A 17,232-nucleotide genomic window follows, 5' to 3' on the forward strand; every position below is an offset into this window, starting at 1 on the left:
CCGCGGAAAGCGAGTGCCTGGAGCGGAAATCAACGTCCAAATTGAACAAGCCATTAAAAAACTGAAGACAAACTTGATTTTCATCGAGTTTGTCTTCAGTCTGAGCACGGAGGGCGATCACCATTCATTCGGTTTCTTTCGGTTCGTCCTTATCGGCATGTCTAGCTTTCAATACATCAAGCACTGCTTGGAAAGGCAACTCCTGCTCCCGAAGAAGAACGAATAAGTGATAGAGGAGATCGGCGCTTTCCATCGACAGTTCCTCTGCATCCCGGTTCTTAGCAGCAATGATCACTTCTGCCGCTTCTTCACCGACTTTTTTCAGGATCTTATCAACGCCCTTATCGAATAGGTAGGTAGTATATGAACCTTCAGGCATTTCCGATTTTCTTTTTTCAATCAATCTTTCCAATTCCGTCAAGAAAGTCACATTCGCCTTCACATCTTGTCCGGCTTCACTGTTTCGGTAAATCGTTTCACTAAAACAGCTTGTTGCCCCTGTATGGCAAGCAGGACCTGCAGGAGCGACCCGAACGACCAATGCATCTTGATCGCAGTCATACTTCATTTCGATGATTTTCTGGGTATTGCCGCTGGTCGCCCCTTTATGCCATAATTCATTGCGCGAACGGCTGAAGAAGACCGTTTCACCTTTTTCAATCGACAATTGCAGCGATTCTTGGTTCATGTAAGCAAGTGTCAGCACTTCGCCGGTTCCTGCATCTTGAATAATTGCCGGTACCAGGCCTTTTTCGTCGTATTTAATTGTTTCAAGATTCATCGTACAACCACTCCTTGTTGTTTGAGAAACGCTTTGACTTCTTTGACGGATGTTTCTTTATAATGAAAAATCGATGCGGCTAATGCTGCGTCGGCTTTTCCTTCTTGGAAGGCTTCCTGGAAATGCTCGGCGTTACCAGCCCCACCTGAGGCGATGACCGGCACTGAAACGGCTTCAGATACCGCTTTTGTCAAAGCGATATTAAACCCTTTTTTCTCGCCGTCACAATCCATGCTTGTCAATAAAATTTCACCTGCACCGCGGATTACGGCTTCCTTCGCCCACTCGACCACTTCCCATTCAGTCGGTTTCCGACCGCCGTGGGTATAGACGCGCCATGACCCAAGCTCTTCATCATATCGGGCATCTATGGCGACAACGATACATTGGGAACCAAAATAATCAGCACCTTCATTTATTAAATCAGGGCGCAGAATGGCTGCTGTATTTAAGGATACCTTATCGGCGCCGGCTCGTAAGATCTTCTTCATATCCGCCAATGAATTTATGCCGCCGCCCACTGTGAACGGGATTGCCAAGCTGCCCGCTACCGCTTGAACGACGTCGACGATCGTTTCCCTGCCTTCATGTGATGCGGAAATATCCAGGAAAACAAGCTCATCGGCACCTTCTTGGTCGTAAAAGGATGCAAGTTCGACCGGATCTCCAGCATCCCTAAGGGAAACAAATTGTATACCTTTGACTACGCGCCCATCCTTTACATCGAGACATGGAATTATTCGTTTAGTGAGCATTTAACCACGCACCTTTTCTAGTGCTTCTTCTACAGTAAAGCGATTGGTATAAATTGCTTTGCCTATGATTGCCCCTGCAATGCCTTGGGCTTCATACTCTTTGAGGGTGACAAGGTCTTCGAGTGAACCAATGCCTCCTGAAGCGATCACGTTTTTACCAGTTGCCTCCGCCATGGCCAATATACCTTTCACATTTGGACCTGAAAGCATGCCATCCGTCGCGATATCAGTCACGATAAAGGTCTCTGCACCAGCATCGGCCAGTAATTTGCCAAGATCTATCGCAAGGGTTCCAGAAGTTTGAAGCCAACCATGAGTGGCTACCTTGCCATCTTTCGCATCTATCCCGATTGCGATATGGCTTCCATATTTCCTAATCATATCTTTAGTGAAATCAGGGTCTGAAACGGCCGTGCTGCCTAGAATGACACGTTCCACTCCATTATCCAGGTAATGGGCTATATCCCGTTCCGTACGGATGCCGCCGCCGATTTGAATGCGGGCCCCTAACTCACTTGCCGCTTTAATTACGTATGAATCATTGATGCGCACTCCCTCTTTAGCTCCGTCAAGGTCGACCATATGTATCCAATCGGCTCCTTGGTCTGCAAAGCTTTTAGCCATATCGAAGGGGGAGTCGCCATAAACGGTTTCCTGATTGTAATCCCCCTGGATTAAGCGGACGCATTTGCCTCCGCGCATATCAATCGCCGGGTAAATAGTAAAGTTGCTCATGCTTCTTCCTTCCCTTCTACTAATGACAGATAATTTCTCAAGAGTGACATGCCCATCTTCCCGCTTTTTTCCGGATGGAACTGCATGCCGAATACATTCCCTTTACCGACGATCGCCGGCACTTCCACATCATACGTCGCCGAAGCGGTAACGAATGATTCATCCGTATCGACGTAGTAAGAATGGACGAAATAAACATGTTCCTCTTCCAGTCCCTCATTCACTTGTGACGCCTGTTTAAATTCAAGGCGATTCCAGCCCATGTGCGGCACTTTATAAACCTGGTCATTCGCATCCACACCTTTAAAACGAACGACTTTACCCGGGATGAGGGATAATCCTTTTGCAGGTCCATTTTCCTCACTTTCATCAAAGAGAAGCTGCATACCAAGGCAGATGCCTAAAAGATACCCTCCATCGGCTACATATTCCTTCAGGAATTCATCCAGCTTTTGTTTTTCCAAGAGACTCATGGCATCCCTGAAAGAGCCAACGCCGGGAAGTATGATCCCATTCGACTTAGAAAGTTCTTTTGGGTCATCGGAAATGAATGAATCGGCACCAAGGCGCTCCAGCCCTTTGCTTACGGAAAATAAATTCCCCATGCCATAATCGACGATCCCGATCATTTACAACATTCCTTTCGTCGAAGGGATGCCTTTGACACGCGGATCGATGGTCGTAGCTTCATCCAATGCACGTCCAAGCGCTTTGAATATTGCTTCGATCATATGGTGTGTGTTGTGTCCATAATGTACGACTACATGCAGATTCATCCTGGCTTCAAGAGCGAATTTCCAAAGAAACTCATGCACCAGTTCAGTATCGAAGGTACCGACCTTTTGCGAAGGAAATTCAGCCCGGAACTCCAGGTGCGGACGATTGCTTAAATCGATGACAACCTGGGCGAGTGCTTCATCCATAGGTACGAAAGCATTTCCGTAACGCTTTATCCCGCGCTTGTCTCCAAGGGCCTCCAATAACGTCTGCCCCAAGCAAATGCCAATATCTTCAGTTGTATGATGATCATCCACGTCTGTATCCCCGTTTGCATCTACAGTCAAATCAAACTTCCCGTGTTTCGTGAACAAATCCAGCATATGCGTCATAAACGGAACGCCCGTCTTAATGGAGGAATTACCTTCCCCATCAACACCAAACTTCAAGCTTATTTCCGTTTCATTCGTCTTTCGCTCCACACTAGCAAAACGTTCCATTACAACTCCTCCTCAATTCCCAAGATGTAAAAGCATGTTCAAAAGTCTTTATATCAGTGGTTTCACTTATTTTTCAGGACTTTTTCCCGGATTCATTCACACCACGTGATTCAATGGCACGGGCGTGAGCCTCGAGTCCTTCCATCCGGGCAAATGCTGCGATTTTTTCTGCATTTTTGCGGAAGGCTGTTTCACTATACATGATGACGCTCGATTTCTTTTGGAAATCATCCACATTCAGCGGGCTGGAAAAACGGGCAGTTCCATTTGTAGGCAACACATGGTTGGGACCTGCAAAATAATCCCCGACGGGCTCCGAACTAAAGCGGCCAATGAAGATTGCCCCGGCATGGCGTATTTTAGCCATGATTTCAAGTGCATCTTTAGCCACAATTTCCAAATGTTCCGGTGCAAGTTCATTAATCGCTTCAACAGCTTCTGCCATATTCCCGCATACAACGATTCGTCCGTAATCCCTTATGGATGCTGCAGCAATATCATGGCGTGGAAGTAACGCCACCTGCTTGGTCACTTCTGCTGCCACTTCTTCTGCAAGTGACGTTGACGTCGTCACCAAAACACTGCATGCCCGGGCATCATGCTCCGCCTGTGATAGCAAGTCTGCCGCAACTTCTGCAGCGATGGCCGATTCGTCAGCCAATATCGCTATTTCACTTGGACCTGCTATCATATCAATGGCAACATCACCGAATACTTCGCGCTTCGCTAACGCCACATATATATTTCCCGGACCCACTATTTTATCCACTTTCTTAATTGTTTCCGTCCCATAAGCGAGAGCAGCTATGGCCTGGGCCCCGCCAACTTTATAGATTTCCTTCACCCCGGCAATTTTGGCAGCTGCCAAAACCGCTGGCGATAATTTCCCTTCTTTTCCTGGAGGGGAAACCATAACGATCCGTTCCACCCCCGCGGCCTTCGCAGGCAGCACATTCATCAATACTGACGAAGGATATGCCGCTGTGCCTCCAGGTACATAAACACCTACAGCATCAAGAGGTGTCAATTTTTGTCCTAGCATCGTTCCCGTATCATCAGTCGTAAACCATGAATTCCGAATTTGTTTCTCGTGAAACATTCGAATATTATTTGCAGCTTCTTGAATAATATCAAGTTGCTCAGCAGTTAAGGCCGCCGTCGCTTCTTCCATTTCCTGTTCCGATACAAGTAATTCCCCTGGGCTGACACCATCGAAACGTTCGGTATAGGTATGTAAAGCGGCGTTTCCGCTTTTCCTGACATCATAAATAATATCCTGAACTGCTTTTCTTTGATCGGCAGTACCTGCCTCAACCGAGCGTTTCAGTGAAATCCCTTCAGCAAACCGTTCTATTTTCATACCTTCACCTCATTAGCGATTCTTTACTATTCAATAATTTCTGCTAGCCGTTCCACGATTTCGGTAATCCTTGCTTCTTTAATTCGATAGCTGACAGGGTTTGCTACCAGCCTCGAAGTCACATTGGCGATTTTTGCATATTCCACAAGACCGTTTTCCTTCAATGTCCGCCCCGTTGAAACGATATCGACGATTCGTTCAGCTAAACCGATTAACGGTGCTAACTCAATTGACCCATTCAACTTTATAATCTCAACTTGCTCCCCCTGCTCGCGAAAATAACTGGAAGCAACGTTCGGGTATTTACTGGCAATTTTGGGGGCGATGTCACTTATTTTCGTACCAGGCAAACCAGCTACAGCCAAGTAGCAGGCACTGATTTTCAAATCAAGTAACTCATAGACATCACGTTCTTCTTCTAACATGACATCCTTCCCTGCAATTCCAATGTCAGCGACGCCGTGTTCCACATATGTTACGACATCCATCGGTTTTGCTAAAATGAACCGCAGATTCTCCTCTTCCACTTCTAGGATCAATTTCCGGGAATCATCAAACTCGGGAGGGAGACGAAAACCGGCCCTTCTTAACAGCTCTGCCGCTTCTTCAAAAATTCTCCCTTTCGGCATGGCAATCGTTAAAAAGCTATTATTCATCTTTTCCATTCCCCCCATTCCCTACGAATAAATGAACTTCAGAAAATGTCCGTGTAAAAGCATCGACATTCTGGACGACCGTAATATCTTGAATCGTTATCAATTTTCCTTCGGAGCGTCTTTTTCTTGCAAATTGTACTGCTTCCAATCTCCGTTCGGGACTGAATAAAATGCATTCTGGCGCGACAGGCTGGATCGGCTCCCCAAGAGCTTCCGCAAGACGATCCACCCGGATTGCAAAACCTGTGGCCGAAGCATTCCAGCCGAACTTCGCAAGCAGATTATCATACCGACCGCCATTGCCGATTGGCGAACCCACTTGCCCGGCATACACTTCAAATAAAGTTCCCGTGTAATAACTCATATGACTGACCAATGTTAAGTCGAAGCTCACATATTGTTCAACGTCAAATTCTTTCAGCTGCGCAGACAATTCCTTCAGTTCAGCCAAAGAATCTTGCCCTTTATTATTTTCAACCAACCCTAGCGCCTTGTTCAGGGTTCCTTCACTGCCCCTTAATGAGGTAAATTCGATAAGCCGTTGTTTATCAATGGATGAAAGCGGCAGTGATTTAACATGCTCGCGATAACCGACATAATTTTTTTCATACAAAAACTTCCTTAATATAGAGGCTCTTTCCTCCGTACCTAGAATGCTTAAGAAAAATTCTTGCAAAAATCCGATATGTCCAATGGAAATCTTAAATTCCTGAAGCCCTGCAGCCTTTAGAGCATCCGCAAGCAGGGCAATCATTTCAGCATCGGCACTTATAGACTTATTTCCGATACATTCAATGCCAATCTGTTCGAATTCTGCCGGCCTGCCTCCTTCACGCTGCTGTGCGCGGTATACATTCGCGGAATAGGCCAGACGAAGCGGAATTTGCTGTTTTAACAGTTTGGATGCTGCGACCCGTGCAATGGGAGCTGTCATCTCGGGACGGAGTACGAGCGTATGTCCCTGGGAATCAAGAAGTTTAAACAACTGTTGATCCAAGATTGCCGAAGCATCGCCAATTGTTTCATAATATTCCAAAGCAGGCGTTTCAATAAATTGATAGCCCCACTTCTTGATTTCATCACTCATTTTATTTCTGGCCGACACTTTCGTTTCATACAGCACCGGCAATGTATCTCTCATGCCTAATGGTTTTTCAAACATAAATGGCTTTGTCACGACTGCACATCCTTTTGAAATTTTGATTACTATCTATATCCAATCGGTCCGCCTATGGGCAAAAACCGATGCACCCATTCCTAATTTTGTTTATCCCTTTATCTTTCCAAGGTTTCACGCTTAAATCCAAATTTCGGACAACATATAAAAATAGTATCAAATAAACTGACATAATAATATAAATAATCGCAATAATCTATCAAAACGCTTTAGTTCGCTAATATGGTAGTAGGTTGAAGTTATTAATAGTTTACCCCTGCCCCCACCTTACGTCAAGGAAAATATGCCTAATCCCATTACTTCAATACAATGGCAATCTTGGATATTCTTCATGATCGGTTTAAGTCCAACCGGAAGGAGTTGTACCTTTTTACCCGAATATATCTTCTTATTTTTAGCCATTCATTGTTATTAATGTATACCTTTTGGTTTAGCTGTTTTATAATGTTTAGGAGTTTGGTAATATTAGAAAATTTTAGGGGTAAATGGGAGTGAAGAAATTTTTTTCATTTTTTGTGGCACTTATCGTTCTTTTTTCACTGGGTATAAGCGGAACGAAGGGTTTTGCGGCAACTAAGATCAACCAGGATGAGCTTAATGCATACCTTTCTGAAGTTTGAATGACGCAAGAAGAATTGGAAGAGTATTTATCCTATTACGGCTTATCATTAAATGAACTGAAATCGGTAGAAGAGTTGCGTGATACATTAGGACCGACCGTCACTCCTGAGACCATACAGAATCTACTTAAGCAATATGAAATGACAGAAGCTGAACTTACGGAATTATTAATAGAATACGGTGAACTGGAAGAGGGGGATTCCATCATCGATACCTTCCAGTTCATTTACGACATTGAGGATATCATCGATTTAGAAATGGATTATGATGAGGAAGAGATGGAATATGATGATGAAGAGATCATCGATTTAATGGATGGTCTCTTTACTGAGATTGGCCTTACAGACGAAGAGCTGAACATAAAACGGAAAAAGGCGGAGTGCTTCCTAAAACGGCTGGTAATTACTTATTCGGTGCTTTAATCGGTTTAGTGTTGATGGGTATCGCTTTCGGATTAATCAGAAAAGCGAGACTCACTAATTAAGATGACCAAAAATAGGCAATCCAGGCATAAGAAAAAAACGTTGCTTATCACTGCTTTTTGCATTTTAACCTTAGGTTTTTATTTTACAACGACAAATGCCTATACGCTGTTAAAAGGCTATGCCCTATATAAATGGAATAAATCTGACACAACGGAAGCGACGGCTAAGCTACCCGAACCGAAGACGAAAGCTGATATTCCCGTTGGGCTTGAACTATATGAAGAACGACCGGAGACAGGTGATTTGATGGGTGAGCTTTATGTTCCAAAAATCGAGGCAACACTTCCAATTTATCACGGAACGGACGAAGATGAACTCGAAAAGGGCGTCGGTCATTATGCGGGGTCCGTCCTCCCCGGTGAAAAGGATAATTCCGTTTTATCCGGTCACCGAGATACAATTTTCAGAGATTTAGGTGAAGTCGGCGAAGGTGACTTGCTGATTGCCAAGACAGAAGCCGGTACGTTTACATATAAAGTGAGGAAGGTTCGTATCGTCGATGCAGATGACCGTACCGTGATCGTTCCCAAGCCTAAAGCCACACTTACAGTAACAACCTGTTATCCTTTTTCATATATTGGTAGTGCACCGGAACGATACTTATTGGTTGCCGATTTATTGAAATCGGAGATAGGTAAATGAGATACGGGGCTGAAGTTGTTCTGCCCCCTCTTCATAAATCTTTAATAGATGATAGGAGGACAAGCTCAACATGGATGAACAGGCACAGCAAAGGTTTTTTCAAATTTTAAAAGAAACGTATGAAGCAACGGTGAACCAGGAAAATGTATCAATCAACGAAGTGATAGAGCATCTAAAGAATGAACTGACTCCGTTATACCCAAAATGCCATTAAAAAGGACTTGCCGCATATATGGGCAAGTCCTTTTTTTCATAAGGAAGTTTGCTGCTCTCTCTCAAGCATTTCCTCTTTAGTATATATGATTTTCATTGGATTTCCCCCGACGAAAGCTCCCTCCGGAACATCCTTATGGACAAGCGTCCCCGCAGAGACAATCGCCCCATTACCAATTGAAAGTCCTGGAAGAATGGTCGAATTGGCTCCAATCAACACTTCATCACCAATGACTACATCTCCTAAACGATATTCATGAATCAAATATTCATGAGCAAGGATTGTCGTATTATAGCCAATGACAGTATTCATTCCAACCGATATTTTTTCCGGAAACATCACATCCGGCATGACCATCAAGGCAAACGAAGTATGCTTTCCTACTTTCATATGTAAAAAAGTCTTGTATAGCCAATTCTTCATGCCCAGAAAAGGCGTATAACGCGCTAGCTGTATCACCACAAAATTCTTTACGACTTTCCAGAATGGAACGGTCTTATATACATGCCATAGTGAATTAGCCCCTTCAACTGGATAGCGGGACGTGCGTCTCATTTTCTTGCCTCCGTGAGTTTTTCAACCTCAACGATATTCAATATATCCGCCATCTGCTCAAGCATATAATCAGGGTGATAACTTTCCAAGAACTCACGGCCTTTAATGGACCATGAGACCCCTGCCGTTTTTGTACCTGTATTTTTACCGCCCATAATATCATGATAACTGTCGCCAATCATGATCGCTTCTTCAGGAACCGAACCGAGTTGATTTAAAGCTTTTACCAAAGGCTCTGGGTCCGGCTTTGCCTTTTCCACTTCATCCAGTGTGACCACCACTTCAAAGAATTGATCCAGTTTGCTTAAACGCAGGCCCTTTTCGACGACATCACGCTTCTTTGTCGTAACGACTGCCAATTTATAACCGCTCTGCTTCAACGTTTGAACAGTTTCAAACACCCCGTCAAATTGTGTGACAAGCAAATCATGGTTCCTCCAATTATGCTCCCGATAGTAAGCGATCATTTCATCCACTCGTTTTGGATCAATGGAAGAAAAAGTATCGACCAAAGTCGGTCCGATAAATGGAATGATATCTTCCCGATTGAACTTTCCAGGACAAAAGTGGTTTAAAGTTTCCGTAAAAGAGGCAATGATCAATTCATTTGTATTGATCAACGTCCCATCGAGGTCAAATAATAATGTAGTTATGTTACTGTTCATATACAGCTTCCTTTCTCTGTACCCTGTCAGTCCGATTCCATATATACGCAACGGCCATCGTTAAAACAATGGCAGTGAGTAGCCGAATAAGCAACAACGGCAAGACTGGAATCCCCAGCGGAATAAAAATCAGTGTGTCTTCTACAACAGCATGGCAGGCAACTAAAAAGATGAATGCAATCGTCATATCCTTCTTCGAAACATTATCTTCTTTAGCGGCTTGAATCATTACGCCCGCCCCATATGCCAAACCGAGAGTCAGGCCTGTAACGAAAGGCATGGAAGCATTCGGCTTCATCCCCAGGACCTTCATGAAGGGAGCAAGGGCTTTCGAGAAAGCTTCCAGCCATTTTAAATCTTTCATGATTTGAACCGCCACCATGAGCGGAATAACGATGACCGCCAGCTGACCGATTCCTGAAAGGGCCTTGATGACCCCATGTAAGAGGATGGCACCTGCTCCGTTAATCTCTGCAGCCTCCCCGATAGCCACTCCTTGGGCCATTTCAGATCCGCCCTGCCAGACAAGATTGATGACGATCGCTGATAAAAGGGCAAGCCCGATCCGTACTGTTAAGATGATCCACAGCTTGACGCCGGTTTTCATCGCCACACCTGACTCGATCAATAAATTATGTGAAAAAGATAGCATCATAGCGATAATAAAAACTTCTTTCACAGTCAAATCAAGTGTTAATATGCCAGCGATCGCCGCGTATAAATTCAGGAAATTCCCTAACACAAGCGGAATTGCCGCATCCCCTGGAAGACCGATGAGATTCATCAAAGGAGCTATCAAGTTAATGATGAATGGCAATACAGGCGTATATTGAAGCACAGTGACGATCAAAGTGACTGGAAATATCACTTTCCCCAAAGACCAAGTTGTATTCAAGCCTGAAAGAAGTCCCTTTTTAATCGAATCTACTATCACTATGCCCTCTCCCTTTACACATATTACCTATGCATCTAAATATCGTTTGTTTGCATGCCCGCGGACCCTTCTATAGACCACTAAAGCAATGGCTACAGCTACCAACACAATCGAGATCACTTGTGCGATACGCAGCGATTCCGTCAGCATCAAACTATCCGTCCGCAATCCTTCAATGTAATAACGGCCGATGGAATACCATATTACATAGGTTAAAAATAGTTCACCCCTGCGCAAGTTCACTTTCCGTAAACTTAAGAGGATAATGACACCGGCGATATTCCAAATCGATTCATACAAAAAGGTCGGGTGATAATACGCACCGTTTATGTACATTTGATTGATGATGAATTCAGGCAAATGCATATTTTCCAGGAATGACCTTGTTATTTCTCCCCCATGTGCTTCCTGATTCATGAAATTACCCCAACGGCCAATTGCCTGCCCCAACAATAAGCTCGGTGCAGCAATATCAACCAGCTTCCAGAATGAGACCTTCTTGACCTTGGCAAAGACGATCGCAGTCAGCACCGATCCAATCAACGCACCATGTATGGCAATTCCGCCATTCCATATTTTTATGATATCCCCCGGGTTTTGTGAATAGTACTCCCATTGGAAGATCACATAATAAATACGGGCACTAATGATCGCGATTGGGACAGCAAACAAAATCATATCCGTAAATATTTCCTTATCAAGACCTCTTCGCTCAGATTCTCTCAAAGCGATAATAAGACCCAATAACACACCGAAACCGATGATCAGTCCATACCAATGTACCTGGATGGGCCCTAGATCTATCGCGATTGGATTCAGCGGCTGTATTCCTTGTTCCATTTTGTCCCCTCTTTTCCTATAACCTTTTAAAATTCATCATGTTCCGGATCTGCAATGGCATGGTTCAAGCGATCTGAAAACTGTTCCGCAGCATTTACACCCATTCGTTTCAGTCGGTAATTCATGGCTGCCACTTCAATGATAACAGCTAAATTTCGCCCTGGACGGACAGGTACGGTAATTTTCGTCACTTCCGTATCGATGATTTTCATTTTTTCTTCATCAAGACCAACCCGGTCATACTGCTTGTTTTTTTCCCATAGTTCCAGATTGATGACGATTGAGATCTTTTTATTGCTCCGGACTGCACCAGCTCCAAAAAGTGTCATTACATTAATGATTCCCAATCCCCTTATTTCAAGAAGATGTTCGATTAAATCCGGGGCATTCCCTACTAGCGTATCTTGGTCTTCCTGCCTGATTTCGACGCAGTCATCGGCTACGAGACGATGCCCCCGTTTCACCAATTCCAGGGCTGTCTCACTTTTACCGACTCCGCTTTTCCCGGTGATCAACACCCCTAACCCATAGATATCCACCAATACACCATGAACAGCAGTAGTTGGTGCCAACCTGCTTTCAAGGAAATTGGTCAGACGGCTGTATAACCTTGTTGTCTTCATATTAGATCTCATCACAGGAACGGATTCCCGCTCAGAAGCTTCGATCAATTCTATCGGCACTTCCTGACCACGCGTAATGATGATGCCTGGAGTAAAGTCCCTGCACAACTCTTCCATCCTCTGTATTCTCTCCGGTTCATTCAACCGATTAAAAAAGGACATCTCCGTCATACCTAAAAGCTGTACTCGATCCGCGGGATAATAATCAAAAAAACCGGCTATTTCAAGTCCGGGACGAGATAAATCACTCGTGACTATTGGTCGGTTAATTCCTTCTTCCCCACTGATAAGTTCTAGACCGAACGCATCTACTATATCCTTTGTACGGACTTTTGCCATATATCTTTCCTCCTTTTGGAGCGTTGCTATTTTTCGAGATACTTTTTCTATTTTAGCATTTTTCTGTTAATAACCAAACAAAGCATTATCGATTTATTGTTTTTTTATTCACTGCACCCGGATGATGAAGCGCGAAGGTCTCCGTGAACAGGAAAGAGATGAGATGAAACTGCATGAATCCTGAGAAAGCCCGCAAGTTTATACTGGCGGGGTCACTTTGTACACAAAAGGGATCAGAAAACGTATCTTTCATCAAATGATATTCCTGAACCAACTCCAAAGCAACACCTTCAACTCCTTAGATATAGTTTCTACCCAAATTGTACAAGCCCTAAAAAAAATGTAGGCAAACTCGATTTTCTCCGAGTTTGCCTACATTCTGAGCCCGCCAGTTATATCAGCGGGCTTTCTTTTTCTTCAGGAAACCGTTATCGCTGCAGTCTTGGTTTCTGCAAAAACATGAAGCACAGGAACCTCTTCCTTAACCGTCTTAAATTTAAGGACCTTCTGAACCACATCACTTTTCTCTTCGATGATGGTCATCCCTTCCAAAGTTACATTAAAGCTTCCTAAATTTGATTTCAACTCTCCTTCAATCGCCTTACCTGTTGGAAGGTTCAACTGGACTTTTCCAGTGATTGACTTAGCATGGATCGAATCGCAATCCATCCCCGAATTCGTACAGATGATTTCCCCATTGAAAGTTTGGACATCCAATTTCTTGAAGTATCCATCGGCATTAATCGCTCCATTCAGGGTCTCGGCTTCCAAGTCATTAAAGTTGGTATCCGCAATGGTGATCATCCCGTTGGCTGTTTCAAGCTCACACGAATCACCCGTACCCTGCATGATATGAATGGCACCATTCGCCGTCTTCGCTTTAAGGTTCTCTGATTTCAATGATTCAGTCGTGATTGCGCCATTGAACATCCTTATATGGATATCCTCATATTCCTTCCTTGGAATGTACATGATCGTATCAACCTTTATGGATTTTTCACGAACCTTGAACCTCAATTTTCCATTTTCAATCGTGAAATCGACTTCTTCCAAAAAGTTCTTCCTGGCTTCTTCTATATCTTCCACACGATATACCTTAGCTTCGCATTCAACCCGGACATCATTATGGTCCCATGCGGCGATTTTTATTTTCCCATTTGCTATATCCACATCAACTTCATTCAGGAAATCATGATCATGCTGGAAAATATGACTGACCTCCACAGATTTCCCAAAATTGAAATCAAGGTCCGTTTCTTTGATTTTCTTAAAAGCACTTTCAACGAAATCAATAATCTTTTCTTTCGATGACTGGATATTCTTCTTAAACGTATCCTGAGTGCTTCCCTCACTTTTCTTATCCACGACTACCGTCGATAATTCATTTTGCAATTTCTGCTCTTTAGCTTCACTTTCCTGACTGGCTTTATCTAATTCTTCCAATAAGCCCATGGCTTCTTCCGCTGATAACTTTCCATCCTGAATCATTTCTAAGATTTTCTTTCTTTCCTCCTGCATGAACATTCCTCGCTTTCTTCTATCATTTTATTCATACATACGCCCAGATATCTAAAAAGTTTCATAAATACCGTTTTTCCCATCATTCGACAAAGGGAAATGACAATTTCCGAAACGGAAGATGTATGATTTCCCCGGAAATATCTTGTTTTCCTATTCATTAATCAAATGATTGATTAAATGCGCACCGTCATTTTTCTACAAAAAAACAAGCCTGATGGCTTGTTCTTTTAAGCATGTTCATGCTGAGTTTCTTTTTCTTCAATCCAATTTTCCATACGAATTTGATCACGGGTAAGTACAGGTTTTAAGTATTTTCCCGTATACGATTCGGAAACTTCACATATTTTTTCAGGTGTTCCATAAGTGACGATTGTTCCGCCCTTATCTCCGCCTTCCGGTCCCAGGTCAATAATATGGTCCGCCGTCTTGATGACATCCAGATTATGCTCGATCACCAGAACTGTATCCCCATTGTCAACCAGCCGCTGCAGAACCTGGAGCAGCCTTGCTATATCGTGGACATGAAGTCCGGTAGTTGGTTCATCCAAGATATAAAAGGAGCGCCCAGTGGAACGGCGATGCAATTCAGAAGCAAGTTTCACCCTTTGCGCTTCACCGCCTGATAAAGTGGTAGCAGGCTGCCCAAGCTTGATATAACCCAAACCAACATCATAAATCGTTTGTAGCTTCCGTTTGATTTTTGGGATATTTTCAAAGAAACTAACGCCTTCCTCAACTGTCATATCGAGGATGTCGGAAATGTTTTTCCCTTTATATTTCACTTCAAGAGTTTCCCGGTTATAACGTTTCCCATGACAGATTTCACATGGGACATAGACATCTGGAAGAAAATGCATTTCAATCTTGATAATGCCATCACCTCGGCATGCTTCACAGCGACCGCCCTTCACATTGAAACTGAACCTTCCTTTTTTATAACCGCGGATCTTCGCTTCATTAGTCGAGGCAAATACGTCACGAACATCATCGAATACACCCGTGTAGGTAGCTGGATTCGATCGTGGGGTTCTGCCGATCGGTGATTGATCAATATCAATGACTTTATCTAAATGCTCAATTCCCTTGATCTCACGGAAATCGCCTGGTCTGGCTTTTGCCCGATTCAGCTTTTGAGCCAACGATTTATGGAGGATCTCATTCACTAATGTACTTTTCCCTGATCCAGAGACTCCTGTAACGGCTGTAAAGACCCCCAGTGGGAATTTCACATTAACGTTTTTCAAATTATTTTCCTTGGCACCTTTTATTTCAATGACACGGCCATCATTTTTCCGGCGTTCCAATGGCAATGGAATGAATTTCTTCCCTGCTAAATATTGGCCCGTTAAGGATTTAGGGTTATTCATGACCTCTTCCGGAGTACCAGCGGCCACTATTTCCCCTCCATGCGCTCCTGCTCCAGGACCAACATCGATCAAATAGTCCGCAGCAATCATCGTATCTTCATCATGCTCGACAACAATCAGGGTGTTCCCGATTTCTCGCATATTCTTCAATGTTTCGATCAATCGATCGTTATCCCTCTGATGCAGCCCTATTGAAGGTTCATCCAAAATATAGAGTACTCCCGTCAATCGGGAACCGATCTGCGTAGCCAATCGTATACGCTGCGCTTCACCGCCTGATAATGTTCCCGCTGCCCTGCTCAACGTCAAATATTCCAAACCTACATTAGCCAGGAAACCGAGCCGCTCACGAATTTCACGTAAAATCAATCTCGCAATTGCAGCTTCCTTTTCAGTCAAATCAAGCTCATCGAAAAATACTAACGCATCTTCTACTGATAAAGCTGTCGTTTCACTTATATGGACCCCTTGAATGAGCACGGAAAGACTCTCTTTTTTTAATCGATGACCCTTACAGGTCGGACAGTGATGTTCTGACATATATTTCTGCATTTGCTCACGAATATAGTCTGAACTCGTCTCCTTGAAGCGCCTTTCGATGTTTCTTAAAACTCCTTCAAAAGGAATATATCCTTCTTGCACTCTTCCAAAATCATTTTTATAACGGAAATATATCTTATCTTTACCTGAACCAAGCAAGACCTTATCCATCTTTTCTTCCGGTAAATCTTTAACGGGCACATCCATATCTATCCCATAATGGTTGGCTACCGCTTCAAGGAGCTGCGGATAATATTGAGAACTCGTCGGCTCCCATGGCGCAATCGCATGTTGGCGGAGGCTTAATTCGTTATTCGGGATGACCAGATCACGGTCCACCTCAAGCCTCGCCCCCAAGCCATCACAATCCGGGCATGCCCCAAATGGGCTATTGAAGGAGAACATTCTCGGCTCTAACTCTTCAATCGAAAATCCGCAGTATGGACAAGCATGATGTTCACTGAACAGCAGCTCTTCCTCACCCATGACGTCGATGATGACTTTGCCTTCGCCAAGCTGCAAAGCACTTTCCAATGAATCTGCGAGCCTCGCCATGATACCCTCTTTAATGACGATCCGGTCTATGATGACTTCAATTGAATGCTTTTTATTTTTTTCGAGAGTGATCTCCTCGCTGAGATCATGCATTTCCCCATTCACACGAATGCGGACATATCCTTGTTTCTTAACTTCCTCCAAGACTTTTGCATGTGTCCCTTTTCTGCCCGAGACAAGCGGCGCCAATACCTGAAGCTTGGTTCGCTCAGGGTAATTAAGAATACGGTCCACCATTTGCTCAATCGTTTGTGAGGTGATTTCAATATTATGGATCGGACAGGTCGGCCTGCCGACCCGTGCAAATAACAGCCTTAAATAATCATAGATCTCCGTAACAGTCCCAACGGTTGAACGAGGATTTCGACTGGTCGTCTTCTGGTCTATGGAAATGGCTGGTGACAAACCTTCGATCGCATCGACATCCGGTTTATCCACTTGGCCTAAGAATTGACGAGCATAAGCGGACAGTGATTCTACATAACGTCTTTGCCCTTCTGCATAAATCGTATCAAAAGCCAAGGAAGACTTTCCAGATCCGGATAATCCGGTCAGCACAACAAGTTTGTCTCTCGGTATCGTGATATCAATATTCTTTAAATTGTTGGCCCTGGCGCCTTTTATCACAATTTTATCCATTGCCATGTTTC

General features: G+C 43.9%; 20 protein-coding genes. 4 read left to right on the top strand and 16 right to left on the bottom strand.

All coding sequences use genetic code 11. From position 1 onward, the window contains the following. Positions 1–124: 124 nt before the first annotated feature. The 9 genes from hisIE to J7J00_RS28050 form a co-directional block, all read right to left on the bottom strand. Positions 125–781: a bifunctional phosphoribosyl-AMP cyclohydrolase/phosphoribosyl-ATP diphosphatase HisIE gene (gene hisIE / locus J7J00_RS13785; protein WP_214791330.1), complete on the bottom strand. Its 657-nt coding sequence runs from the start codon at positions 779–781 to the stop codon at positions 125–127. Next, positions 778–1,536 (bottom strand): imidazole glycerol phosphate synthase subunit HisF, encoded by a 759-nt coding sequence (gene hisF / locus J7J00_RS13790; RefSeq protein WP_076368250.1) that lies wholly within the window; start codon positions 1,534–1,536, stop codon positions 778–780. Before hisF ends, hisIE begins: the two co-directional genes overlap by 4 nt. After that, the gene (gene hisA / locus J7J00_RS13795; protein WP_214791331.1) at positions 1,537–2,271 is read right to left on the bottom strand and encodes a 1-(5-phosphoribosyl)-5-[(5-phosphoribosylamino)methylideneamino]imidazole-4-carboxamide isomerase; all 735 of its coding nucleotides are present in this window, start codon (positions 2,269–2,271) and stop codon (positions 1,537–1,539) included. It lies immediately after the preceding gene. Beyond that, complete coding sequence (hisH, locus tag J7J00_RS13800) at positions 2,268–2,900, bottom strand: imidazole glycerol phosphate synthase subunit HisH (RefSeq protein ID WP_144549397.1); 633 nt, start codon at positions 2,898–2,900, stop codon at positions 2,268–2,270. The genes hisA and hisH overlap by 4 nt, the downstream gene beginning before the upstream one ends. Further along, positions 2,901–3,488, bottom strand: coding sequence for an imidazoleglycerol-phosphate dehydratase HisB (gene hisB / locus J7J00_RS13805; RefSeq protein WP_063233950.1), 588 nt, complete (start codon positions 3,486–3,488; stop codon positions 2,901–2,903). A 73-nt stretch (positions 3,489–3,561) separates the two neighbouring features. Continuing rightward, positions 3,562–4,848, bottom strand: a complete 1,287-nt coding sequence (gene hisD, locus J7J00_RS13810) for a histidinol dehydrogenase (protein ID WP_214791332.1) — start codon at positions 4,846–4,848, stop codon at positions 3,562–3,564. 26 nt (positions 4,849–4,874) lie between these two features. Then, a complete protein-coding gene (hisG, locus tag J7J00_RS13815) occupies positions 4,875–5,504 on the bottom strand; it encodes an ATP phosphoribosyltransferase (RefSeq protein ID WP_034311625.1) in 630 nt (209 codons plus the stop codon). Then, positions 5,497–6,681, bottom strand: a complete 1,185-nt coding sequence (locus J7J00_RS13820; protein WP_214791333.1) for an ATP phosphoribosyltransferase regulatory subunit — start codon at positions 6,679–6,681, stop codon at positions 5,497–5,499. Before J7J00_RS13820 ends, hisG begins: the two co-directional genes overlap by 8 nt. 267 nt (positions 6,682–6,948) lie before the next feature. Then, entirely contained in the window at positions 6,949–7,083 is a 135-nt protein-coding gene (locus J7J00_RS28050; RefSeq protein ID WP_286201339.1) for a hypothetical protein, read from the bottom strand. 89 nt (positions 7,084–7,172) lie between these two features. Between J7J00_RS28050 and J7J00_RS28055 the strand changes: the two genes are divergently transcribed. The 4 genes from J7J00_RS28055 to J7J00_RS13835 all read left to right on the top strand — a co-directional run bounded on the left by J7J00_RS28055 (position 7,173) and on the right by J7J00_RS13835 (position 8,643). Beyond that, entirely contained in the window at positions 7,173–7,301 is a 129-nt protein-coding gene (locus J7J00_RS28055) for a hypothetical protein (protein ID WP_286201340.1), read from the top strand. After that, positions 7,302–7,724, top strand: coding sequence for a processed acidic surface protein (locus J7J00_RS13825; protein WP_214791334.1), 423 nt, complete (start codon positions 7,302–7,304; stop codon positions 7,722–7,724). A 63-nt stretch (positions 7,725–7,787) separates the two neighbouring features. After that, positions 7,788–8,429 (top strand): class D sortase, encoded by a 642-nt coding sequence (locus J7J00_RS13830; RefSeq protein ID WP_214791335.1) that lies wholly within the window; start codon positions 7,788–7,790, stop codon positions 8,427–8,429. A gap of 70 nt (positions 8,430–8,499) precedes the next feature. Next, a complete protein-coding gene (locus J7J00_RS13835; protein WP_214791336.1) occupies positions 8,500–8,643 on the top strand; it encodes a YwzD family small protein in 144 nt (47 codons plus the stop codon). Between the two features lie 36 nt (positions 8,644–8,679). On the opposite strand, the gene J7J00_RS13840 is transcribed toward J7J00_RS13835, so the two are convergent. The 7 genes from J7J00_RS13840 to uvrA all read right to left on the bottom strand — a co-directional run bounded on the left by J7J00_RS13840 (position 8,680) and on the right by uvrA (position 17,227). Then, on the bottom strand, positions 8,680–9,198 hold the full coding sequence (locus J7J00_RS13840) for an acyltransferase (RefSeq protein ID WP_214791337.1): 519 nt from the start codon (positions 9,196–9,198) through the stop codon (positions 8,680–8,682). Beyond that, complete coding sequence (ppaX, locus tag J7J00_RS13845; protein ID WP_214791338.1) at positions 9,195–9,863, bottom strand: pyrophosphatase PpaX; 669 nt, start codon at positions 9,861–9,863, stop codon at positions 9,195–9,197. The genes J7J00_RS13840 and ppaX overlap by 4 nt, the downstream gene beginning before the upstream one ends. Continuing rightward, positions 9,853–10,797, bottom strand: a complete 945-nt coding sequence (locus tag J7J00_RS13850) for a nucleoside recognition domain-containing protein (RefSeq protein ID WP_214791339.1) — start codon at positions 10,795–10,797, stop codon at positions 9,853–9,855. The genes ppaX and J7J00_RS13850 overlap by 11 nt, the downstream gene beginning before the upstream one ends. A 27-nt stretch (positions 10,798–10,824) precedes the next feature. Then, positions 10,825–11,637 (bottom strand): prolipoprotein diacylglyceryl transferase, encoded by an 813-nt coding sequence (gene lgt / locus J7J00_RS13855; RefSeq protein ID WP_214791341.1) that lies wholly within the window; start codon positions 11,635–11,637, stop codon positions 10,825–10,827. A 26-nt stretch (positions 11,638–11,663) separates the two neighbouring features. Continuing rightward, complete coding sequence (gene hprK, locus J7J00_RS13860; RefSeq protein WP_192207115.1) at positions 11,664–12,599, bottom strand: HPr(Ser) kinase/phosphatase; 936 nt, start codon at positions 12,597–12,599, stop codon at positions 11,664–11,666. Between the two features lie 417 nt (positions 12,600–13,016). Then, positions 13,017–14,117, bottom strand: a complete 1,101-nt coding sequence (locus J7J00_RS13865) for a DUF4097 family beta strand repeat-containing protein (protein ID WP_214791342.1) — start codon at positions 14,115–14,117, stop codon at positions 13,017–13,019. 230 nt (positions 14,118–14,347) lie between these two features. After that, positions 14,348–17,227 (bottom strand): excinuclease ABC subunit UvrA, encoded by a 2,880-nt coding sequence (gene uvrA, locus J7J00_RS13870; protein ID WP_214791344.1) that lies wholly within the window; start codon positions 17,225–17,227, stop codon positions 14,348–14,350. Positions 17,228–17,232 lie beyond the last annotated feature (5 nt).

The organism is Bacillus sp. ISL-4 (assembly GCF_018613275.1).
Classification (GTDB): Bacteria; Bacillota; Bacilli; order Bacillales; family DSM-1321; genus Peribacillus; species Peribacillus simplex_E.